This is a genomic window from Mycobacterium sp. MS1601 (genome assembly GCF_001984215.1).
Classification (GTDB): domain Bacteria; phylum Actinomycetota; class Actinomycetes; order Mycobacteriales; family Mycobacteriaceae; genus Mycobacterium.
Genome location: NZ_CP019422.1, coordinates 1 through 23,238, shown reverse-complemented (window position 1 = coordinate 23,238; position 23,238 = coordinate 1). Strand labels below are relative to the sequence as shown.

Genomic DNA, 23,238 nt, shown 5'->3' with positions numbered 1-23,238 from the left:
GACGAATATGGCGGAGAATACCGAATTACTCGCGGCGTCAGGCCTTTTTGAGGCCGGCAACAAGCTCGGCCTGGCGGTGCTGGGCTTCTTGGCGCTCGCCGCACTGGTCATCGGCGCCGGATCGGCCATCCGCAAGCTCAAAGAGGGCTCCGGGGCGGCCATCACCGCCGAAATCGGTGCCATCGTCTTCGCGGTCCTCATCGGGCTCTCGGTCGGCATCGCCTCCGCGCTCACCCAGGAAGCCGAGGACTCCGGCATCCGCAACCCGGTCCGCGTCGACAGCGTGTGGGATCGCTGAGCGCATGGGCAACGACACCTCGGCCAAGATCTACTCCGATCAACGCTCGCTGCCCATCCATCTGGGCGACTCCGGTGACGGATTCACGCTGCCGTTCAAGGAGAAATGGCGCGCCCCCGACGCTATCGCCGCGGTGCTGGGCTTCGTGGTGACCGGTTCGCTGGTGACGGCCAACATCACCAACGGGGCCAGTGCGTTCCGCATCCTCATTCTCGGCGTGGTGATCACGGTGGCTGCGGTGTGGCTGCTGTCGAAGCTGCCGGCGACCCGCCCGTCGCTGCGCACCCGCGCCCACTGGTGGTGGGAGAACCTGCGCCCGCAGGTCATCTCATCGCACCGCCCTCCCCGTTAAGAAGGGTCCTGCCATGTCTGTGCCCGCCCCGCTGCGCGCGATCGGCAACCTGCGGCTGACCCCGCACGGGGTCTACGCCGACTATCTGCTCTCCGGACAGCCGTTCATCTTCCTCTCCGAAGAGTGGCAGGACCGGGTGGCTGCCGAGCACGCCGAGCTGTGGCGTGCGCTGCCGTCCGGATCGTCGATCAGTGGCCTGACAGTGCCGGTGGCCCCGCGCGCCACCGTCCGCAAAATGCTGTACAGCCACCCCGATTTGCGCCCCGGCGCGGCCGCCCCCGAGGGCGTGTCCGAGGCGGCGCGGCCCTGGGTGCAGCACTGCCGCAGCTGGGAACCCACCATCGCCGGGCACCGCGCTCGCCGCCGTATCTACTGGCTGAGCCTGCCCCTGGATTACGGACTGGCCGGGCGCACCCCCAGCGGCACGTGGCGGCGCATGGTCGACGCCGCACTCGGCCGCGACAAGGACACCGACTCCTCCATCGCCTACTACCGGGACCTGGCCGCCCAGATGGTCGCCGCGCTGCCTGCGGTGTTCTTTCCCAAACCGGCCACGGTGGAACAGATCTGGTGGCATTGGAACTACATCGCCAGCCGCGGCGCCTGGGATGCGCCGCTGCCGACACAACCGTTCAATCCCGACGCCACCCTGCCGGGGTCGGCGTTCACCCCGGTCCACCTCGACCCGGGGGCAGCTCAGCTGCGCGACCGCCGCTGGCGGGCGGCCCGCACCGACACCGACGTCTTCGTACGCACCTTCCGGGATCGCACCGACGGTGTCGCGGACTCCTATCAAGCGCTGCTGCCCTTAGACAGCTTCCCCGACAACGGAATTGCCTGGCCGCGCTCGACACTGTTCAAGGTCCTCGATGACCTCACGACACCGACCACCGTCTTGGACTGGACGATCAACATCACCTTCACCAGCGCGGATGTGGCCGTGTCGACCGCAGAGAACGTCATCGTCAACATTCGCGACCAGTACCGCCAGCGCGGCCGCCACGCATCGAGTTCCGACGAGCTGCTGCGCAAGCTGGCCTCCGGGCGGGAGCTGGCCTCAGAACTCAAACGCGGCAGCGCCGAGCGCGGTGTGAACGCCGCCATCGTCATCGCCGCGGCCGCCGGTGACCCGGACACGGTGAACCGGGCCGTGGCCGATGTCGCCCGCACCTACCGCGGCCAGAACATCGGCTCGAAACGGTGGCGCGGCAGCCAGCCCACATTGTGGCGGGCGTTCGCCCCGGGAGGGGAGCGCCGCGCCGCCCTCGACGAGTTCCGCAACCCCACCACCACCAAGCGGTTCGCGCCATTCGTCCCGCTGCTGGCGAGCAAGCTCGGCAACAACACCGGCGTCCCGCTGGGGATGAACCTGACCAGCCCCGGGCTGCGCGACGTCGTTCTCCTCGATGTCCTCAACGCGCCGGCCCGCGAGAACCCGGCGAACCTGGTGATCTGCGGCTCACCGGGCCGCGGCAAATCGCACGCGACGAAGAATTTGAGCCGCTCGTGGCTCAAACTCGGCGCCGGTCTGCATTTATTCGATCCCACCGACGCCCGCGAACACGAAACAGCGTTGGCCGATTTCGACGATAAAGTCGTCATTGATGTCAGCCGCATGAATTTCAGCCTCGATGGACTGCGGGTCTTCCCTTATAAAGAAGCCGCAGAACGCACCATCGACCATTTGCTACCGCAATTGGGATTGTCGCCGTTGAGCCGGGGCGCTCAGCGACTGTGGGGGCTGCTGGCCCCGGAGTCACGCGAGGCCAACGGCATCGGCAGCACCGCGCAGCTGATCAGATATCTCCGCGACATGCCCACTGCGCTGCGCACCGACGCCGACGAAGACCTGCTCATCGGGTTGGAAGGCCTAGCCGCCCAACGCCTGCTGCGGCCACTGTTTGATGAGTCCCTGCCCGTTCCCGACATCGCCACCACCCAATGCGTGATCTGGAATTTCGCCGGACTCAAGCTGCCCACGGTCACCGAGGAATACCAGGCCCACCTGCATCAGCAGACCACGCCGGGCCAGCGCGCCGCCCAAGCGCTCTACGGGCTGGGCGCCGAAGTGGCGCAGTCGATCTTTTTCGGCCGCCCCGATCAGCCTGACATGCTGGTCGTCGAGGAGTGCGCAGCGTGGACCAACTCTCCGGGCGGGCAGAAGTGCGCGAACACGATCATCCGCCAGGGCCGTAAGGCCTGGACGGGGTTCTGCGGTATCAGCCAGCAGCCGATCAAAGACTTCGCCGTGCTGGAGGACGAGTTCATCGATCAGCGACTGTGCCTGGGGTTCAAGCGATCTGACATCGCCAAAGCAACCTTGCAGTGGTGTGACCGCGACCTGGACCGCCACCCGGAGCTGCTGGCCAACTACGTCAACAACACCAGCCCTGTGCAGCTGGTCGACCACGGCGACGACGCGATTGATGACCGCTACGGAAAGGTGATCCCCGGCCGCGAGGGCGAAGCGTGGTTCCTCGACGAGTTCGGTGGCTTCGGCAAGGTGGCGCTGTTTGCAGCCCCGACCGCGGCGTTGGCCGCCCGCTTCGACACCAACCCCCACCGAGCTCAGCAGCGCAGCCAGGCCACGCAGCGATCATGACCGCCCGCCTGCACTACTGGTATCTGACCCACCCGCGGTGGGGCCGTCCGCTGCTGGTGCTGGGCGTCCTGCACACGCTGGCACTGCTGGCGACCGTCACCGCGCCGACGGCCAGCGCGTCGACCAACGCGATGGTGCTCAACTGGACCGGCCTCAAAGACACCTACGGGGTGCCCCTGGGCAACTACTACCTGAGCCTGCCCACCATTCGCGAGCAGATCACCCAGGCCGGGCCCGACATCGGCTGGACACCCGATAGTTGGATGGCCTGGACGCTGCACGCCATGGAAACGATGGCGTTCAATGTCACCTCGGCCAGCATCCTCACCGCCGAGGCGGGGCTGTTCATCGGCATCATCGCGTTGGCGCTGTGGCTGATGAAGATGACGGTGAGCACCTACTGGCTCACTGTCATCGGCGAGATCGCCCGCGCAGTCACTAACGCGGTCATCACCGTCACCACGCAGTTGGGCCTGTTGGCGATCGCGATCCCAATCGGGGTGTTCGCCGGGGTGGTCACCATTCACCGCGGCGAAGCCGGTCGGGGCTGGACGATGATCCTCATTGCGTTGACCATGCCGGCACTGTCGATCGCGATCTTCGCCAACCCGGCCGGGCTGATGTACGGGGAAGGCGGGCTCCTCGAGTTCGCCCGCCGGGTCGGGTTCAGCGTCGCCCAGGCCGCCACTCCGGGCCATAACGGCACCTTCGACGGTGTCGGCTCGGGCGGGCAGGTCGACGCGCTGACCGCCAGCCTCATCACCCACACCGTGCGAGAACCGTTGCAGCTGTGGAACTTCGGCCAAGTGGTCGATCGGGTCGGTGGATGCGGGGCCGCCTGGTCGGCAGCAGTCAATCGCGGCGCACCCGATGGACCGATCCGTGCCATGCAGTCCTGCGGCAACACCGCAGCAGTGTCCTACGCCCAGCACCTCGACGGCACCAACATCTGGGTCGGGCTGGTGTTCGTTGTGGTTGCGCTGCTGCTGGGGGCCTTCATGGTGCTCTCGGGCTGGGCGGTGCTCAAGGTGTCGGTCAAGGCGATCTACACAACGGTGATCCTGCTGCCGACGCTGTGGCTGGGAGCCATCCCCGGTGCCCCCAGCGTCGCGCCACCGCTGTGGTGTGGCAGTTCTTCCGCCACGCCATCGAAGTCCTGGTCTACATCATCTTCGTCAGCGTCATGGGCCTGGCGGTGGAGTCAATCGTCGCCGGCCGGCTCCCCGCACAACTGGGCGGCACCAATCCGTTCGCGCACGTGCTGATGATGGGCGCCGTCTCGGTCGCGGCGATGATGCTGCTGCGCTACATCCGCGCCGACCTGTCGGCCGAACGACCCGGACCCGGCCTGTTCCGCCAGGCTGGCAGTGTCGCCCTCGGCATGGGGATGCACGCCGCGATCGGCGGCGTCGGCGGTGCCGCCGCCGCCGGAGCGAAAGGATTGGGGTCACGGCTGCACAACCGCGGCAACACCCCGTGGGAGCAGATGGAGGCAGACGCCACCTCCAACGCCCGTCAAATTCATGGCGCACCGCAGCCCGGTTTCGACCCGGTTCCCTCTGACGGGAGCACTGGCAGTCCCGGTGCGGGAGGCAGCTCTGGAGGTGCCGCCGAACAGCCCACAGCGGGCGGTATCGACCCCGGCGGCGCAGCACACCCCGCCCCCGCCGGCGGTGGAGAGCCGGCACTGTCAGCGCCGCCGCCGACCGGCGGGGGAATCCAAGGCATGCTCAGCGGCTTCGACAACGCCCGCGCCGCAGCACCGGCCACCCGCCACTCCGCCCCGGCTCCCAGCGGGTCTCCGCCAGCGACCTTCGAGCTGCCCGGCGAGGCCCCGGGAGGGCTCGGCGGGACAGCGACATCCCTGCCTGCGATGGCCGACCTCCCCGAGGCGCGGTACCTCGACGAGGTCCCACCACCCCCGGAACCGCCGCACGACGACGAGGAGTTTCCACCACCCGACGACGAGCCAGGACCTTCCGCCGGGCCACCGACTACCGTCAATCCCATCACCAACACGTAGCCAAGCAGGGGAGAAGCGCCACCCATGACCTCGCCGACCGAACAGCGCCGCGCGTTCGACGCCGCGATGGACAGCTACCGCTCCGGGGACCGCGCCACCGCACTGAGCATCTTCACCCGCATCACCGCCGACAACCCCGCCATGTCTGACGCCTGGCTGGGTCGCCTGGCGTGCGGAGACCAGGAACTCGACACCCTGACCGGCGCGCACGAGAACTCCCGGGCGCTCTACCGCGAAACCCGCCGCATCGGCCTCAAGGCCGGCGAACTGCACGCCGTGATCGTGGCACCGCTATACCTGACGCTTCCGGTGTGGTCACGGGCCACGCTGGCCCTGGCCTACGCCTCAGCACTCATCCGCGCCGAACAGTACGCCCAAGCCGCGTCACTGCTCGACCACCCGGCCATCACCGAGGACACCCAAGCCGCCCAATGGCGTCAATTCATCACCGCCACACTGCACTACCGCACCCGGCGTTGGCCGGATCTGCTCGCCGCCACGGCGGTGTCCCCACCGCCGGAAGCAACCTATGTCCTGGAACCTGTCAGCGCCGCCGTCGCGGCGCTGACCGCGGCGGCCTCCGCCAGCCTGGGACAGTTCCAAACCGCACTCGACACCGCCGACAAGATCCACACCGACAACCCCTACGTCAGCGCCGATGTGGCGCTCACCCGCGGCTGGTGCCTGCGTGAACTCGACGACCCCGACGCTGCGCTGGCGGCGTTCCGCGCCGCCGCAGTGGAGGGGCAGTTGCTGCCCGCGGCCCAGCAGGCCATCGACGACACCAGCTACCGCCTGGTGGTCACCGACCCCGAAACCATCGCCACCCGCACAGACAAGTGGGACCCGGCCACCGAAACCAGCCGCGCCCAGCGCGACGCGGCCGCACTGGCCGAAGAGCAGAAAGAAGTACTGGCCAACGCCAAGCGCCGCCTCGACGAACTGATCGGACTCGAAGGCCCCAAAGAGCAGATCGCAGTGTGGCGCACCGAAATTCAGATTGATCAGCTGATGGCCGCTCAGGGCGATGAAACGTCGTCGACCGGTGAAAACCACATGGTCCTGGAAGGTCCGCCCGGGACGGCGAAAACCACGTTCGCCCGCATCGTCGCCGAGATCCTCTTCGGCCTGGGCAAGATTCAGCGCCCCGAGGTCATGGAAGTCACCGAGGAGGATCTTGTCGTCGGTTACGTCTCCCAGACCGCGCAGCGGATGAAAGAGGTCTGCGAAGAGGCGTTGGGCGGGGTGTTGTTCATCGACGAGGCCTACCGGCTGGTCCCAGAGACCGAGGGCCACAGCTTTGGCAAGGACGCCATCAACACGCTGCTGAAATACATGGAGGACTTCCGCGACCGGCTGGTCGTCATCGTCGCCGGCTATCCCAAAGAGATGCGCCGCTTCCTGGCCGCCAATCCGGGCCTGGCGTCACGGTTCAACTTCACCCTAACCTTCACCAGCTACACCGCCGACGAAATCGTGGCGATCGGGCGCCACATCGCAGGCAAGGAGAAGATCGCAATTGCCGAGGAGGCGTGGCCCATGCTGCACGCCGAGGCCACCCGCTTGCGCGCCACACCCACCGACGCCGGCACCGCGCTCGACATCGCCGGCAACGGCCGCTACGCCCGCAAGGTGGTCATTGCCTGCAAACGGGAGCGCGCCCGGCGACTCAGCAGCAACACTCCGGAGGAATTGGCCGCCCTGGCCTCCGCCGATCCGTCGCTGCTGGTGGTCAACACCGACGACATGGCCCGCGCCCTGGCCTCCTCGCAGAGCGGCGATATCAGCGCCGCGCCGGCGACATGACTGCCCATACCGGCCCGGCGCAGGCCTCGAAGCCTCACATTGCCGCGACCTACTTCTCCGAGCAGCTGGCCGCGCTCATCCAGGACAACCCCCGGGTTCGGATGCTCAATACCGGCCGCACCCGCACGACGAAAGCCCTCACGGTCCACAAGCTGATCCAGGATCACTGCCCGAGTTCAAGACCTCCCGCACCCAGTGGTACCGCCTCTACCACGGCGAGCGGGCACCGCGCGTCGACGAAGTGTATTGCGTAGCAAAGGTGTTTGGCGTCTCGCCCCGCTATTTTCTTCCCGACACCACCTATTGAGGCGCCGCGATCACCAACTCCAGCCGACCAGCGTTTCCAGTCGACGGCACCGCTCCTCGCTGAGCTGACCGGCGCGGCGCTTTTTGCGTTGGTCGCTGACCCATTGGCCAAGCCGGTGCCCTGACGGGGTGACCGACTTGCTTCCCGGGGTGGCCGCGCCGTGTTCAGCGCAGTACGCCTGCAATTCGCGAAACCCCCTGTCCCACTGAGCATCGAAGGTGTTCCACGCCCACCCGGGCAGGGCTTCCAGGCGGCCGATGCGGTCGGGGAAGTCCCGAGCCATCCTCCCGGTCCGGTACGCCGCACGTTGGTTAGATACCCAGTGCCCCAACGCCATCCCGGATGCGGTGCGGTAGTGCTGGCCCGGTGCGGCGTGGCCGTGTTCATCGGCGTAGGCGACGAGCTGGTCATAGTTCTCATCCCAGGCGGCGTCGAATCGCCGCGCCTCCGGCGACCAACCCGGCAACGACTGCACCCGCTTCAGCCGCTCTGTCGACAGACTGCCGGCGCGGGCGGCGCGGCGCACTCCTCGTAGCCAGTCGGCAATGCTGGCACCGGTCGATGACACGTAGTCGGGCGGGGGATTGCAGCTGCGGTGTGTGGCGGCAAAGGCCGCCAGCGCGGCGAAGTTTTCCTCCCATCGGGCTTCGGCGAGGTTCCACGACCAGCCCGGCAGCGCCTCCAGACGCCGGCAGCGCTCAGCGCTGAGCTTGCCCTTGCTGCGTGCCTGACGCTGTGCGGTCACCCACGACGCCAAGGACCGACCATCGTCGGTCTGCTCGCCGCCCGGCGGGTTGGTGTGCCCGTGCTCGGCAGCGTAGGCAGCCAGCGCGTCGAACGCGGCCTCCCACGTAGGCCGGGCTCGGTACTCCCAGGACCAACCCGGCAGCGCCTCCAGACGCCGGCACCGGGCACGGGCAAGCTTCGCCCGTCGCGACGGTCGCCGTAGATCGTGCACCCACTGGCCCAGGTCCACTCCGCCCGCGGTCATGTAGCGGATCGGCGGGCTGGCGTGGCCGTGTGCGGCCGCGTACGCGGCGAGCTCCTCGAAGTAGCTCTCCCACTGACGGGTTTGTCGGTGAGCCCAGCTCCAGCCGGGGAGATCTTCCAGGCGTTTGCGTTGGTCCTCGCGCAGCCGCTGCCGCTGCCCGGGCCGGCGCAGCCCGATCACCCATTGGTTGAGGTGAAGATTCGCGGTGCGCGGAGGGTAGGAGTGCCCGTGGGTGTCGGCGTAGGCGGCCAGCGCAGCGAAGTTCGTCTCCCAGCGTGCGTCGACGACGTTCCACGCCCAGCCGGGCAGTCCTTCGAGTCGCTCGATGCGCTGCGGGAGCATCCGGCCGTGGCTGTGGGCGCGTCGCTGTCCGGATACCCATTGCCCCAGGGGGCGCCCGTCAGCAGTCGCGTACTGCTGCGGCGGGCTGGCGTGGCCGTGCGCGGCGGCATAGGCGGCCAGCGCGGCGAAGTTGTCTTCCCACTGCTGGGTCAAGGTGTCGACGGTGTGCACGCTGAAGGCGCGCAGGAACTGCTCAGCCAGCTCCGAGGGCAGGTCGGTGGGGATGAGGATGTCGACGAGATCGGTGTGCACGGAGTCGCTGTCACCGGCGCCGGTCTCGCCCAGGGTGTCCCAGAGCCGGGTGAGATCGGCGCCGATGCTGGGGTCGTGGCTTTGGAGCGCGAGCAGCACTTGCCGCGCTTTCTTGAATTGGCTGATGTCGATGACGGTTTCGGCGTCGAGGCTGTCGTCCACGGTCAGTGCCAGCACGATCAGCGCGGGACGGTCGTGGTGGGGGTTCTTGCGGATGGCGCGTCCGACGGCTTGGGCGACGTCGATGTCGGAGGACCGCGGCTCGGCGAAGAACACCGCGTCCAGGGCGGGAATGTCGATTCCCTCGGTGATGCACCGCGCGTTGGTGACGATGTTCCATTGATCGGGCCGGTGCTGGCCGAGGGTGTCTTCGGCCGCGGCCTTGCGCTCCCGCAGGGGGGAGCCTCCGTCGATGTGGGTGATGTGGGCTTCACGTCCGTCAGAGACGAGGCCGCGGGCACGCAGCAGCGCGTGGGTGCGGGCGAAGGTGGCGGCGAAGTCGCGGCTGGCGGCGATGGTGTTGTGGAAGGCCAGGACGCTGGAGAGCTGGTAGTCGTCGGCCGCTTGGGTCAAGGCGATCGCGGCGGCCACATGGTCAGCGCGGGCGCTGCCGTCTTCTCCTGCGGCGAGGCTGATCAGGCGGACATCTTTGAGGGCGGAGGCCACCGCCGAGTCGGTAACGGCAATGACTGCCACCTTGAACGGGCTGAGGATGCCGCGCTGGATCGCGTCGCGGGTGGGCAGTGAGAACACCCGCCGGCCGTAGAGGTCCGGGTTGTCCATGGAGGCGACCACGCTCCTGCGCGGCCTGGCGCTGCCGCGGCTCGGCGAGGAACCGCGGGCGTGCACTTTGGGAGTGGCTGTGAAAAAAAGCCGGCGCGCGGCCGGGATCTTGTGGTCGTCGAGCACGACGGCGAACGGTTTGCCGCGCCGCCCGGCGGTGCGGTGGGCCTCGTCGCACACCATGACTGTCCAGGTCGCTGCATTAAACGCGCGGTGGGCCTCGACCAGGACCGCCGCCGATTGGTAGGTGGCGAAAACTACGCGCACACCGGCGGTGTCGGCCAGCCAGTGAGCCAGTTGCTCAGCGGAGGTGGTGCTGGGTATTGATAGCTCGTCGTCGGCGATGTCTTCGGGGTCGCTGATCTGTTGCGAGCACACCGCCAGCGCGGAGAACGGCATCGGTGCCTCGCCGCGCCACACCTGATAGGTCTGCTCCAGTAGGCCGAGGGTGGGAAAGGTCAGCAGGACCGTGCCGGGGGCACCACCGAGCAGCTTGGCCACCGCGTGCACCGCCATGAGAGTCTTGCCGGTACCGCAGCCAGATACCAGCAGCGCCCGGTGCTCGTCGGGGGAGACGGCGTCGACGGCGGCGCGCTGATAGTCGCGAAGGGTCAGCAACAGCTACCTGCCGGATCGGGGAGAGTGGCTCGTCGTATCAGAGCGTATCCGGCTGCGCATCACAAAGAAGGCAACTGCTGCTGTGACTTGCGACGAGATCTAAACCTCGATCCACCGATGAATTGGCTGGTCATGGGGTGTCGGAATGAGGAAAGTGCCCTCTGAACTGGAATGATTGGTGTTCTCTACGCAACAATCATGTCCGGCAAGAAAGGCACTTCCGGTGCAAGTCTCGCACAATTTCTTGGCCGCGTCGGCGCTGTTCGATGATGAGCATCTCGTGTCGTGTGCCGGGTTGGTACCGGTGATGACGCTGGCCAGCCAGACCGGGCTGTCTGACCTGCTGGGCAACAAGATTCGCATCGCGGCACCGCGGATCAAGTCCGGGTCAGCCAATCCGTCGCCGAAGCTGACCACCCTGATCGCCGCGATGTGTGCCGGCGCTGACTGCATCGATGACCTCGACATCGTGCGTGCCGGCGGGATGAAAACCCTCTTCGGCGGCGTGTACGCCCCATCGACGGTCGGAACCTTGCTGCGTGAGTTCACCTTCGGGCACGCCCGCCAACTCGAGTCCGTCCTACGGGAGCATCTGGGCAGCTTGTGTCAGCGCGTCGAGGTGTTGCCCGGCGCCAACGAGCGGGCGTTCATCGATATCGATTCACTGCTGCGCCCAGTCTATGGCCACGCCAAACAAGGCGCCTCCTACGGACACACCAAGATCGCCGGGAAACAGATCCTGCGCAAAGGCCTGTCCCCGTTGATCACCACCATCAGCACCGATCACAGCGCCCCGGTGATCGCCGGAGCCAGGTTGCGGGCAGGCAAGACCAACTCCGGCAAAGGCGCGGCCCGGATGATCGCCCAAGCGGTCGCCACCGCCCGTGCCGCCGGAGTCACCGGACAGGTCCTGGTGCGCGGCGACTCTGCCTACGGCAACAGCACCGTCGTGGCCGCCTGCCGTCGCGCCGGTGCCCAGTTCTCGCTGGTACTCACCAAGTCGGCCACCGTCGCCGCAGCCATTGACTCCATCAGCGACCACGACTGGATCCCGGTCAAGTATCCCGGCGCGGTGCGTGACCCCGACACCGGCGGATGGATCTCGGACGCCGAAGTCGCTGAAACCACCTACACCGCCTTCAGTTCCACCAACCGGCCCGTCACCGCGCGGTTGATCGTGCGGCGCGTCAAAGACGCCCGATTCCCCGACGCACTGTTCCCGGTATGGCGGTATCACCCGTTCTTCACCGATACCGACGAACCGGCCGACGCTGCCGACATCACCCACCGCCGCCACGCGATCATCGAAACCGTCTTCGCCGACCTCATCGACGGACCCCTGGCCCACATGCCCTCAGGCCAGTTCGGGGCGAACTCGGCCTGGATCCTGTGCGCCGCGATCTCCCACAATCTGCTGCGCGCCGCTGGCGTCCTGGCCGGCGGCGCCACCAACGCCGTCGCCAGAGGGGCCACGTTGCGACGACGCATCGTCAACATCCCGGCCCGGCTGGCCCGACCCCAACGACGACCGATCCTGCACCTTCCCAGCCACTGGCCCTGGACACAACACTGGCTCACATTGTGGCGCAACACCATCGGACACAGCCCACCGCTACCAGCAACACCCTGACCACCCCGCCGAACAGGCCCTACCGGAGCACACAGGAAAAGCTGGGCAGACCAGCAGCTACCCGCTGCCAGCACAACGACCGACCGGCGCCATCACCTCAGAACCACATCCATCAGGTCAGTCCACGGATCGAGGCTAAACGATAGCGGGTTCAAGGGCGGGCAGCCGGTCCTTTGCCGGATCTGCTGGCGCTGGCGGCGTACCGGCCGCGAAGTCAGATTGGTGGCAAGCTGTCGACGATGCTCATCGTTTTGACGCTGACGGTGACGATGCGCTTGATTAAGTCGACAATGTATCGGGGGTCGTCGTGTTCACTGCACCAGGTGTTGGGATCGTTGACGATCCCGGAGCCGCGGCTGTCAGTCTTGATCTGGTAGCGCTCAATGATCCATTCGAGCGCTGAGCGCGACCCGAGTCGGTAACGGTGCGCGTCCTCGGGAATTCCCGAGAGGGTGAGCTGAGAGTTGTAGATCAGGGCGCTGCGGTCAGTCTTCGATTTGAATCGCATCTTTGTGACGCGCAGGGTCTCTTGCGGAGTGCCATTGAAAGTTCCGGTCGTTGTTTCGAGAAGGGGGTAGGGGGTTGCGGTCTCGTATCCGCGGTGAAGGTCGCTGAGCGTGTGACCAGCGTGGGTGAAGGCGTCGAAGTGCTCGCGGGCTGCGGGTGGGGGAATTCTAGGAAGCATCTTTTTGAGGTCGGCGGCGAACCTCTGTCGGTATTGCGGAGAGTGCAGCAGCCCGTACGTGTAGTAGAAAATGTCGTCTGTGCTGATGTCGTCGCCGAGGGCGATGCGGTAGGTGGCGAGCACCTGCGGGCTGATGGTGTCAACGCGTCGGTATTCGGCGTCAGCCTGTGCTGAGTCGTCAAGTGTTAGTTGGCCGCCGGCGGTGCGGGTCTGATAGGTCCAGCGTGGGTAGAAGTTGACGGCGCTAATGCCGGCGGCGCCGAGATCTGGGAGCGCGTCGGTCATTAGGCTGAGGAACGGTGGTGCCAGGTTCCCGGGGTTAGGAACGAAGAACCCGAAGTTCGGCAGGTCCTCGCGAGGGAAGAGGTAGTGCAGTCGGCCACGGCGGTCGTTGAGGTCGTCGTCGAAATAGACGTGCATCTTGCAGAACGGCCGGTACATGGCCAAGCGCCGATGCGTCGGCTGGTGGCTGATACGTTGCCCGCGTTGCACTTTGGGGAGCAGGCCGGAAGACCAGCTGATTTTGGCGTCATCGTAGGTGACTGCGTCCTCGACGGCGAGTTCGGGGTTGGCGGCGACTGCACGCTGGTAGGCGTCGACCTGTTCGTTATAGAAGTCGATGGTGGCGGACATGCTGTCGGCCAGCTGCGCGGCAGAGAAGTTGTACACCCAGGCATCACGGTTGGTTTTGAGTCCGCCCGAGTAGTCGGTGAAGATAGCCAGGTGGTCGGATCCGCGTTTGACGGCGATTGGTGTGTAGGAGCTGAAGGCTTCGTCTCGGGGGTCGACCCAGTCGCCTTCGTCGTTCGGGGAAATCGTCTCCCACACCATGGTAGGCAGTTGGCTTTTCGCGATGATTGCAAGCTTGTCATCGCGGGATAGCCCGTCCCCAATGTTGTGATAGTGGATCTGGCACGGGCCTGTGGCGGCAGGGTTCTTGACGGCGATGAGAATCGCTGCACCCGTTTGTGACCCGTCGTCAAAGATCTTGCCGCCTTCGGCGCGCCAGTCGCTTTGGCGTTGGTTGCCGCGGAGATCGTAGATATAAAGCGCCGAGAACTCTTCCGGCATAGCAAGCCGGAGACCGGCGGTGGTGTTGCCGGTGATCCAGCCGGAGTTGGTGACGTAGGCGACGATGCCGGCGTCACCGATCCTGTCGGTGGCCCAACGGATGGCGCGAACATACGAGTCGTAGAGTTTGCTTTTCAGTTTGGCGGCCGACTTGGCGGCATAGGTGGTGGAAATCGCGGCGTCGAGTGTGGGATACGGCTGGTTAGCATTGTTGTCGTTGGCGCTGCCCTGCCCCGACTTGTAAGGCGGATTCCCGACGATGACACGGATGGGTTGGCTCTGCTGGGCGATGATCCGATCGTTGTTCTGAGGGAAAAGTTCGGCATCCATGGTGTCGCCGGTTTCGGCGATTTGAAAGGTGTCGGTAAGCACGATGCCGTTGAACGGCTGGTACTCACCGCCGACGGCACCGTGGTAGGCGGCTTCTATGTTGATGGCGGCGATGTAGTAAGCCAGCAACACGATCTCGTTGGCATGCAGTTCGTTTGCATACTTTCGGGCCAGGTCTTCGGGCCTGATGAGTCCGGTTTGGATCAGGCGCACGATGAAGGTGCCAGTCCCGGTGAATGGATCGAGGATGTGGACGCCGGGCTCAGTCAATGTCGTTCCAAATTCGGCGTGCAGTGTGTCATTGGCCGAGCGCAGGATGAAGTCAACGACTTGCGTTGGCGTATAGACGATCCCGAGAGCTTTGGCGGTACGCGGGAAACCGATCCGAAAGAACTTCTCGTAGAGTTCGACGACGATGCGTTGTTTGCCTTCGGCGTTGTCAACCCCGGCGGCGCGCATGCGCACTGATTCGTAAAAGCCCTCTAGGCGTTGGGTTTCTGTGTCGAGCGCTTGGTCATGCAGGGTAGCGACCATCGCCTGCATGACCTGTGAAACTGGGTTGTGGTCCGCAAAATCGTAGTCTTCGAAGAGGGCGTTGAACACCGGTTTGGTGATTAGGTGCTGGGAAAGCATCTCCACGGCTTGATCCCGGTTGATCGAATCGTTGAGATGGGCGCGCAGCGCTCCGACGAACTTATCGAAAGCTGCTGCGATGTCGGGGGTGCTCTCGTTAAGCAGCGCCTTGATGCGTGTCTGCTGGGCCGTGGCGATTGCGGCGACGTCCTTGGCCCAGTCCTCCCAGTAGGTGCGCGTGCCGACCTTATCGACGATCTTGGCGTACACAGCGTCCCGCCATTGGTCGGGGGTGAACATCGACAGCTGTTGAGCGACCTGAGCCGACTCGGCAGCCGCGGTATCGGCAGGGGCTGTTGAACCGTCGCCGGTAGATGTTGAGTCGGTGAGATTTTCGGCGGCGTTTGGTACGTGGCCGACGAGGATTGAGTCCGTGGCGTTCTTGTTGAGTTCGAGTTTGTTGACTGTGGCGTTGAAGCGGTCGTCATGCGCTCTCAGCGCCTGTAGCACTTGCCACACCACCTTGAAGCGGCGGTTGTCGGCGAGTGCTTGGCTAGGTGCTACGCCCGCCGGTACCCCGACGGGCAGGATGATGTACCCGTATTGCTTGCCTTCGGCTCGGCGCATGACCCGGCCGACGGATTGCACGACGTCAACCACGGAGCTGCGGGGTTGAGGAAGAGGACCGCGTCGAGGCTGGGGACGTCGACCCCTTCGGAAAGGCAGCGGGCGTTGGCCAGAATGCGGCATTGATTGTCGGGTAGTGGCGCCTTGAGCCATTGCAGGCGGTGGTTGCGTTCCAGGGCGTTGTAGGTTCCGTCGACATGTTCGACGTCGCAGCGGAGTAGGTGGTCGTCGGCCTGGTCATAGGCGTCGATGACGGTGGCGAACTTCCCTGCGAGCTTTTTAGAGGACTTGATGTCTCGAAGGAAGGCCACGGCGCGCTGCATGGGCCGGGTGTCACCGCCGAAGTCAGCACCGCCGGCGGCTTTGCCAGTTCGTTTGGCGAGCCCGTTCCAACAACCGACGATTTTGGTCGCGTCGTCGAGGTTGAGTTCGCTGTTGACGTCGGCAAGCTGCTGCTGCAGTGGGCCGGCGATGTACTTCTCGTCGACGGTGAGCACGAGCACCTTGTAGTCGGTGAGCAGTCCGCGCTCCACGGCTTCGCCGAATCCGAGTCGGTGAAAAGTGGGGCCGTAGAGGGCTTCGTCGTCCATCGACGCGAGGACCGCGGAATGCTCGGCGGCCTTGGTCTTGGTTTCCTCCGCGAAAAGCCTTGGTGTCGCTGTCATGTAGAGCCGCTTTGTCCCGGCGAGGAAGGCTGCGTCGTGCACCTTGACGAAGTTGGATTCGTCTCCGTCGACGAGTGTGACGCCGGTGGTTCGATGCGCTTCATCACACACAATGAGGTCGAAGTCGTCGAGCCCGACCGCCTGTGCTTCAGCGATGACGTTGATGGACTGGTAGGTGCTGAACACCACGGTCAGTCCTTTAGCGCGTTTGCGGTGCTCCATTTGTGCGACCAGCGTGGCCGGATCGGTGGTGGCAGGGAGTGGCACGTCGTAGGGGTTAATGTCTTCCACTGCGCGGGAGACCTTGGTGTCCGAGCACACTGCAAAGGACCGCAGGTCTATCTGGCATTGGGCGGTCCATTCGCGCAGCGTTTGGGACAACAGGGAGATTGAGGGCACCAGGAACAGGATCTTGGCTGTTCCACCGAGGTCGTCGGCGATCTGTTCGCAGATCTTGAGCGCGGTGAAGGTCTTTCCCGTGCCACACGCCATGATGAGCTTGCCGCGGTCGTTTTCGGTGAAGCCGACGATCACTTTGTCGATGGCTTCACGCTGGTGAGGCCAGGGGTCCCGTTTGGGGGCGGGGGCCAGCTCAAGGTTCAGTCTGTCGGCGGGGCCGGCGAAGGCCCAGTCGATCGGGGCCTCGGCTATGTCAGCCAGTCCGATGCGCTGAACGGGAATCTGCTGGTTATCCACCGCGTCTTCAGCATTTTTCCCCCACTTATCCGTGGTGGAGATGATTAGCCGGTGTGCGAAGGGATGCTTTCCTGACGCGGACAGGAAGGAGTCGACGTCCGGTTTTCCCAGCACGTGATCGGGTTCGTAGAACTTGCATTGGATGGCCCATAGGTCACCGGTGTCGATCTCCTCAGCGACGAGGTCAATTCCGGTGTCGATCTTGCCGCCGCGCCCAGGCCAGTCCTTCCATAACCAGACCTGCTTAAACAGTCGGCCGTAGACGGAATCCAGCGGCAGGTACTGCGCCATGAGCTGCTCGAATTTCAAGCCGCGTTCGTAATTGCTAGGGGCACGCCGAAAAACCTCGAACACCTCATGCACCGACGTCGCCACCCGTCTAACTCCTTTCGCTGAAGCTCGAAGTCACCCTAAACGCGGAACGCAATATCGCAGGGAAGTCGGGCCGGGGCGGGTAACAGGGCTCGTTAGTTCCGCATGTTGGCGAAGGGGCGCCGTCCGTGGTGGGCGTGAAACTGGGCGATCAACGCTGTTTCGGTGGCGGCCGCGGCGGTGTCGTCGGTTACCTGCCAGCCGACGCGCAGTTGGGCGTGGTCGCTGAGTTGCCAGATCCGCCGCCCGCCGCTGTGGCCCACGGGTTGGCCGGCGCCCGAGCGGCGGAACTCATCGAGCCGTTTGCGTAGACCACGGCGACCGGTGCGCCCGGCGTTGGCTTTCCCGATGTAGATGATGCGGGTTCCCGGCACCCAGAGCGCGTGGAGCTCGTCGACCGGCACGGTGGGGTCTTTGCCTTTGAAGTGGCCGGCCGGGGAGGTGTCCAGGAACGTGGGTGGGTCGTCGGTCGGCCGTACGACCACATACACGCCGGGGGAGGTCGGCACGTCGGTGTTGGGCAGCTCTGCGAACGGCACCCAGCCCGTGAAGCCACTGAGGTCGATCGGCTCGGTGATCATGGGTCCATACTGGCGCGCCACCGTGCGGGACTCTGTGGCGCTTGCCGCCAGCGCGCCGCTGTTGCCCGCGAAGGGCCTGTTGTGTCCGGGGGCTGTCGCGGCGCGCCCATAGGCTGGCAACTATGGCTCTGGACTTCGATACGTCGGCTCCGCTGCGGTCACCGCAGAGCGTGACCGCTTTGGTTGAAGCGATTCGGCGCGCTCCGGTGGGCAGCCAGGAAACCCACTGGGTCGAGTGGAAGAGCACGCTGGATTTCGGGTCCAAGGCTGATCGTTTTGCCGCGGCGCGCGCCATCATCGCCTTTGCCAACCGCGATCCGGGTTCCGCGGCCAGTGACTGCGGCGGGGAGGCCTATCTTGTGGTCGGCGCCGCGCCGGGCCAGCTCGTCGGCGTCGAGCGCGTTGATGCGGCCGCGCTGCACGACAAGCTGCGGCCCTACGTGGATGGCCCGCACTGGACGATGGACTACGTCGAGGTCGACGGCCATGACGTTGCGGTGTTCACCGTCGCCGCGCCGCGTCTCGGCGACCGAATCCATTCGCTGGTCACCACCTACGACAAGAGCCGGTCGGGCACGGTGTTTCACCGCGGCGTGGCCAGCTCCGCTCCCGCAACACACCGTGAGCTGATCATGCTGCAGGACCGGCTGCTCCAAGATCCGCCCCGCCCGCTGGGCGAGCAGTTCCGCGACGCGGTGGAGCAGGGCAACCCGCTGGCGGTTGCCAGGCTGATGCGCGCCACGGTCCAGCAGCTGCAGGCAGCCCGTGCTGACCCGCAGGTCTTCCCGAACACATTCGCCAGCCGCCAGCCGGTGGAGCAGCTGCGCCAGTACCTGGCGATGGCGCAGAGCTACCAGGAGCTCACCGCCCCGCTGCTGGATCAGCTCATCACCGCATGCGCATGGCCCAACGCCGACCACGAGCGCACCTGGGCGGACACGATGGCCGCGCTGGCCCAGCCGGCACCGTTGAGCGACACGGTAACCGGGCAGATGCGGGTCGGCGCCACCCAAGCGTTGATCGTGGAAGGCCGCGACGAACGCCTCCAGGCGTTGGCCCTGCTACCGGCCACGCTGGCGCTCTACGCGGGCTCGATCTCTGCGGTCCAGGGACGAAACTTCGGTGCCCTGCGGGCGCTGACCACCGACGCCACCGTGCCGTGGTCTCTTACGCACCCCAATTTGCGGGTGACGGTGATCGAGAGGGTGGGCCCGTGGGAGGCGCTGTCGCGCGAGGACAGCTTGGCGTTGACGCTGCGGGCGGCCCAAGTCGCCGGCGACGACGCGGAATTGGAGCACCTGCTGGGCGACATCGCCCAGCATCGACGGCGTAAGCCGCCGTTTGTCGCCTCGTCGTACCTGTTCGACGCGCTGCAACCGCACTTCGCCGGCCTCTACGGTCTGACGCGCTACGGCGAGCTGTTCGACGAGACCGAGATCATGTTTTCCCTCGTCGTGGCCGACCAGATGGCGCAGGACCGCGTATTCACCGAGCCGTGGCTGGGTTTGTTCGTCACCGACGCCAGCCACACCGTCCGCCTGGAGGACAGCCGCTACGGCGCGGTGCTGGCTGAGGTGAACGACGCCGGTGACGACTGGCCGCCGCTGCAGGCGGGCTTGTTCGGCGGGTCAATACACCGCGTGTCGGCCGCGCTGCAGCGCGTCACCGACTACACCAAACAGATGCGCCACCGCGTCTTCTGACCGATCAGGGCATCGGTACCGGCGTGGTGGTGACGGGCGCCGCCGGCGTTCCCGCACCGGCGGCCGGGGCTACCTCGGGCGCGGGCAGGGGGGTGCCGGCGCTACCCGCGGGCGTCGCGGTCGGCGCGGGAGCGGCGGCGGTGGCGGGTGCGGGGGTCTCGGCCGGCAGCGGGGTTCCTGTGCTGATGTCGGGGGTTGTCGTGACCGATGGGCTACCCGCTGGGGTTGGGGTGCCGCCGGGGGCTACGGCGTCGCCGGTCGGCAGGGGAGTTCCCGCGCTGCCGGTGGGCAGGGTGTACCGACACTGCCGGGGGTCAGTGGTGTGCCCACGCTGGCGGGTGCGGGCGTGATGGGCGTTTCGGCTGCCGGCGGGACCGCCGCCGGGGCGGCTTCGGTATCTTGCGCTGGCGAGCTGGCACTGGGGGTTCCCCGGTAGGGGGCCGAGCCGCCGGCCGCGGGGGCTGGCGGTGCGGGCGGCGGGGTCAGCCAGACCGCGAGGTCGCGGCCACCGTCGTTGTAGACGACGCTGTCGGGCTGGGCGCCGGTCACGTCGAAGTAGATTTTTCCTGAGGTCTGCTGCCCTTGGGCGAGCGCGGCCGGGTTGACCCCCTGGGGGGTGGCGACCAGGAACAGCGTTCGGTAAGTGTCGCCGTTGCGGGCCCGCGCGTTGAGGTCGGACACGATGGGCTGAACGGTGCCCGCGACCGCCGTGTTGGTGGCGGTGGCTTCCCACAGCGTTCCGCGAACATGCCAGGGGATGACGTCGCTGCTGGGCTTGAGCTCGCTGATTGTCCAGGCCTGCACCACCGGCCCGTTGATCAGTTCAGCTGGCTGGCCCAACGTCACCAGGTTCGGAGTGGGGTTGTCGGCCAGCGCGATTGGTGCGCTCAAGACACCGATCCCGGCGGCCGCTGCGGTTGTCGCCAACACGGTCGTGATCTTCACCTGGTGCACTCCTTGCGTCGTTGGCCGCTGGCTCCCCGCAGCAACCGGTCAGGTTCTGACGCTATCGCGCGTTGGTGGCACTGTGCGTCAGCAGATCAGAGTTCGAGGCCGTCGATGTCGCGCCCCCGGTCACGGTCGCGTTCGGCGACGGTCTCGGCGACGGTGGCCATCCGCTGGTAGGCCGCGGCCGCGGCCCGGCCGGCGGCGCTGTGCTCGCGCCATACCGCGCTGCGGGCGCTGCGGCGCTGCTCTTGGGCGATCAGCAGGTCGCTGACGGGTTGGGGGAGTAGGTCACGTTCGGTGCGTTCAGCTTCGGCGTGCATGGTGCGGGGCCGGTCGTCGTTGGCCAGGATGGTGCGGAAGTGGTGGGCGGCAGCCCATTTGTTGCCGCGCCGCAGGACGTGAATGTCAGCCCCGGCGACCAGGCGTGAGTGTTCGTGGTCGGCTTCGCCGCTGATCCGTTGGTAGACGTAGGCATGGTTTTCATCTTTGGCGCGGGTCATGCCGACATAGGCCATGGCTCGGCTGGAGGTGTCGGCCAGGATGGAGTGGCACACACCGGGAGTGGTTTTGTTGCCCACGGTGACTCCCTGGGCGGAGTGCACGGTCACCGCGTAGCCGAGGGTGACGTTCTGGCGGAGGTAGTCGCCGTCGAAGACGACGCGCGCCTTGTCGGTGAGCCGTTCGGCGGCCACCCGATTGGTCTTTTCGTCGATGCCGGCCACGCGCCACCGGTTGCCGTTGCGTACTTGGTCGACGGCCTGGCCGACGGGGTGCTCGGCCCCGGGGTGCACGGGGATGCTGATGTCGTTTTCGCGGCTGATGATGATGTCGCCGACGGCGATGCGCTGGTCGCGGGCGGCCCGCACGGACGGCCCGTCGCCGACGAGGGCGTTGTGAACGCGCTGGTTGAGCGCGTCGGCCATCTCCCAGGAGTCGCAGACCATCAGTGAGTCTTTCCCGGCGGCCCGGTCAGCCAGGTAGGCATCGCCGGCGTCTTTGGCCATCGCGATCGGGTCGCCGGTGTGCAGGCGGCCGTGACTGCGATACCAGCCGACCGCCTTGCGCAGGCGATTGCCGTGCCCGGACCGCAACGCCAGGGAGGCGTCGCGCTCCTCGGCGCTGCGCATCCGCCACACTTCGCCCAGGCGCTGCGACCAGGGCAGGTCCCCGCAGAGATGCTCGAACATGCCGCCGCGGGCTTTCACCGGCGCCAGCTGGTAGGGGTCCCCGACGAGCACCATCTTCGCGCGCCCGGCCACCGCGGCCGACAGCAGTTTTTTCAGCTCGGGGGTGCCGACCATGGAGGCTTCGTCGACGACGACCACGGTGCGCCGGTCGATGGCCAGATTGTTGTCCTCGATGAGTTTGAGCGCCTTGGCCACGGTCAGGCCGCGGTCGCCGGCTTCCTCCTGCATCGCCTCGTCGACGGCTTTGCCGGTGGGCGCGAGCACGAGCACTTCTTTGTTCGCCCGGTGCGCGGCGGCGCGCAACGCTTTCAGTGAGTGAGTTTTGCCAGCACCGGCCGGCGCCTGCAAGGGCTGCACCAGAAACGGGGAGACGGCGATGTTGCGGATGGCGCGCTCTTGGTCGGCGGAGAGGTCCCCGAGATCGGCAGCGCGCACATCGAGTCGACTGCGGTTGTCGGAGGTATCGACCATGTCGAGGATGCGGGACTCCTCGAGCATGATCGCGTCGACGGTGTACTTCTCGTGCCCCTCGCGGTGGTGCGCTTCGCGCGGCGCGCTGATGCGCACACCGATGTCGTCGACGAACGCTTCGATGAGCGCGCGCGGTTCCCCGACCGCGCCGACGGGCAGCTGCGCGCCGACGATCTCCACCATGTCCGCGCGCGTGAACGCGGCCTTGTCGATGCGCGCTGCCATGTGCGCGATGCGCGCTCGGTCCAGGGGAGTGCGCGCCTGTGCGCGCCGCGCCTCGCGCGCGGCGAAATGCGCGTCGCGGTCCAGATCCAGACCGCGCGCGTCGGCGCGCCACATCGCTTTGAGTTCGTCCCAGGCGAGCTGCTCGGGTTTGGTGGGCCGGGTGGCCTTCTGCGCGGTCGCCAACTGCGCGGCGGTCGGCTCACCGTCGACGACGACCAGGTTGTCTTTGGCCCATTCCCGCAGCCGCGTCGAACGCTGAGACCACGCCTTGATGCTCGCCGCGGTGACGCCGGCGATCTCGGCCATGCCGGAATGCTCGTCGACGGGCTGCCATTCGAAGCCCCGCTCGGCGTGCAACTCGTGGCGCAGCGTGGCTTGGTAGATGATCCCGGCGGCTTTGGCTTCGTGATACAGCGACTTGGAGTCGATCGACACCAGCCGCCCATCAGCTCTGACCTGGCGATTCGGCACGATGACGTGGGTGTGCAGGTGCGGGTCCCCGCAGCGGCTCGTCTCGTGCTGGTAGGCGATCGCGACGAGCCCGGGCAGCCGCTGGAGGTCTTTGTTGCTGGTCAGCGGGTTGTGCACCCGCGTGTACCCGGCGTGCTCGTGCAGGTAGGTCATCGCGGCTTCGACTGCTTTGACGTGGGCGTTCTGCATGACTTTTTCGGCCACGTCGTCGGTCAGCGACCGCAGCAGCGACACACTCTTGGGCGCGGCGAACATCAGGTCAAACCCGTGCACCCCGTTGGTCCCGAACGCCCGTCCGGCCTCCCCGTTGGGGGTCACGCCGTCGTCGAGCCACCGTTCCGCTACCCCGGTGTCAGCAAACCCGCCGTCGAGCGCGGCGCCGTCGAGTCCGGTGGCCTCACCGACGGTGGCCTTGTCGCCGACCACGACCCAGGTCGGGACCCGGGTGTCGCCTTCGGAGTAGTACTCGCCCAGGCCGCCGCCTGCGGCCTGACGGTCCATCGAGGCTTGCCGGGCTTGATTGGCGGTGTCGTTGTAGTAGCCGATGCTCCAGCGACTCAGCCGCGAGATCGTCAGCACGGTCGCACCGCCACCAGACCACCTCACCAAGCCGGACAGGCCGCCGCCAG

At 66.5% G+C, this 23,238-nt stretch carries 11 protein-coding genes and 2 pseudogenes; 8 read left to right on the top strand and 5 right to left on the bottom strand.

Annotated features, from left to right (window positions below):
- Nucleotides 1-7: 7 nt before the first annotated feature.
- From BVC93_RS31855 to BVC93_RS31835, 6 genes are read left to right on the top strand one after another with little or no spacing between them, the layout of a single operon-like run.
- Complete coding sequence (locus BVC93_RS31855) at nt 8-298, top strand: hypothetical protein (RefSeq protein ID WP_011767719.1); 291 nt, start codon at nt 8-10, stop codon at nt 296-298.
- Nucleotides 299-302: 4 nt separating this feature from the next.
- Nucleotides 303-650, top strand: a complete 348-nt coding sequence (locus BVC93_RS31850) for a hypothetical protein (protein ID WP_011767720.1) — start codon at nt 303-305, stop codon at nt 648-650.
- 13 nt (nt 651-663) lie between these two features.
- Nucleotides 664-3,252, top strand: a complete 2,589-nt coding sequence (locus BVC93_RS31845; RefSeq protein WP_083741712.1) for an ATP-binding protein — start codon at nt 664-666, stop codon at nt 3,250-3,252.
- Nucleotides 3,249-4,517 carry a hypothetical protein gene (locus tag BVC93_RS34320; protein WP_236950551.1) on the top strand — a complete coding sequence of 423 codons (1,269 nt, stop codon included), beginning with the start codon at nt 3,249-3,251 and terminating at the stop codon, nt 4,515-4,517. The genes BVC93_RS31845 and BVC93_RS34320 overlap by 4 nt, the downstream gene beginning before the upstream one ends.
- Nucleotides 4,448-5,275, top strand: coding sequence for a hypothetical protein (locus BVC93_RS34315; RefSeq protein WP_236950550.1), 828 nt, complete (start codon nt 4,448-4,450; stop codon nt 5,273-5,275). Before BVC93_RS34320 ends, BVC93_RS34315 begins: the two co-directional genes overlap by 70 nt.
- A gap of 24 nt (nt 5,276-5,299) precedes the next feature.
- On the top strand, nt 5,300-7,081 hold the full coding sequence (locus BVC93_RS31835; RefSeq protein WP_083741711.1) for an AAA family ATPase: 1,782 nt from the start codon (nt 5,300-5,302) through the stop codon (nt 7,079-7,081).
- 317 nt (nt 7,082-7,398) lie between these two features.
- Here the strand turns inward: BVC93_RS31835 and BVC93_RS31825 are convergent, their stop codons facing one another.
- Nucleotides 7,399-10,374: a DEAD/DEAH box helicase gene (locus BVC93_RS31825; protein WP_236950549.1), complete on the bottom strand. Its 2,976-nt coding sequence runs from the start codon at nt 10,372-10,374 to the stop codon at nt 7,399-7,401.
- Between the two features lie 223 nt (nt 10,375-10,597).
- Between BVC93_RS31825 and BVC93_RS31820 the strand changes: the two genes are divergently transcribed.
- The gene (locus BVC93_RS31820; RefSeq protein ID WP_083740161.1) at nt 10,598-12,004 is read left to right on the top strand and encodes an IS1380 family transposase; all 1,407 of its coding nucleotides are present in this window, start codon (nt 10,598-10,600) and stop codon (nt 12,002-12,004) included.
- Between the two features lie 214 nt (nt 12,005-12,218).
- Here BVC93_RS31820 and BVC93_RS31815 read toward each other — a convergent pair.
- Nucleotides 12,219-17,026, bottom strand: a pseudogene (locus BVC93_RS31815) (DEAD/DEAH box helicase).
- Between the two features lie 92 nt (nt 17,027-17,118).
- On the bottom strand, nt 17,119-17,604 hold the full coding sequence (locus tag BVC93_RS31810; RefSeq protein ID WP_083741821.1) for a hypothetical protein: 486 nt from the start codon (nt 17,602-17,604) through the stop codon (nt 17,119-17,121).
- Between the two features lie 122 nt (nt 17,605-17,726).
- Between BVC93_RS31810 and BVC93_RS31805 the strand changes: the two genes are divergently transcribed.
- Entirely contained in the window at nt 17,727-19,307 is a 1,581-nt protein-coding gene (locus BVC93_RS31805) for an RNA-binding domain-containing protein (protein WP_083741708.1), read from the top strand.
- Between the two features lie 4 nt (nt 19,308-19,311).
- Here BVC93_RS31805 and BVC93_RS31800 read toward each other — a convergent pair.
- A pseudogene (locus BVC93_RS31800) lies at nt 19,312-20,252 on the bottom strand (MPT63 family protein).
- A 95-nt stretch (nt 20,253-20,347) separates the two neighbouring features.
- Entirely contained in the window at nt 20,348-23,188 is a 2,841-nt protein-coding gene (gene mobF / locus BVC93_RS31795; protein WP_083741820.1) for a MobF family relaxase, read from the bottom strand.
- Nucleotides 23,189-23,238 lie beyond the last annotated feature (50 nt).

Coding starts and splice junctions, on each gene's coding strand:
- BVC93_RS31855 (WP_011767719.1), top strand. CDS start 8: ATGGCGGAGAATACCGAATTACTCGCGGCGTCAGGCCTTTTTGAGGCC.
- BVC93_RS31850 (WP_011767720.1), top strand. CDS start 303: ATGGGCAACGACACCTCGGCCAAGATCTACTCCGATCAACGCTCGCTG.
- BVC93_RS31845 (WP_083741712.1), top strand. CDS start 664: ATGTCTGTGCCCGCCCCGCTGCGCGCGATCGGCAACCTGCGGCTGACC.
- BVC93_RS34320 (WP_236950551.1), top strand. CDS start 3,249: ATGACCGCCCGCCTGCACTACTGGTATCTGACCCACCCGCGGTGGGGC.
- BVC93_RS31835 (WP_083741711.1), top strand. CDS start 5,300: ATGACCTCGCCGACCGAACAGCGCCGCGCGTTCGACGCCGCGATGGAC.
- BVC93_RS31810 (WP_083741821.1), bottom strand. CDS start 17,604: ATGATCACCGAGCCGATCGACCTCAGTGGCTTCACGGGCTGGGTGCCG.
- BVC93_RS31805 (WP_083741708.1), top strand. CDS start 17,727: ATGGCTCTGGACTTCGATACGTCGGCTCCGCTGCGGTCACCGCAGAGC.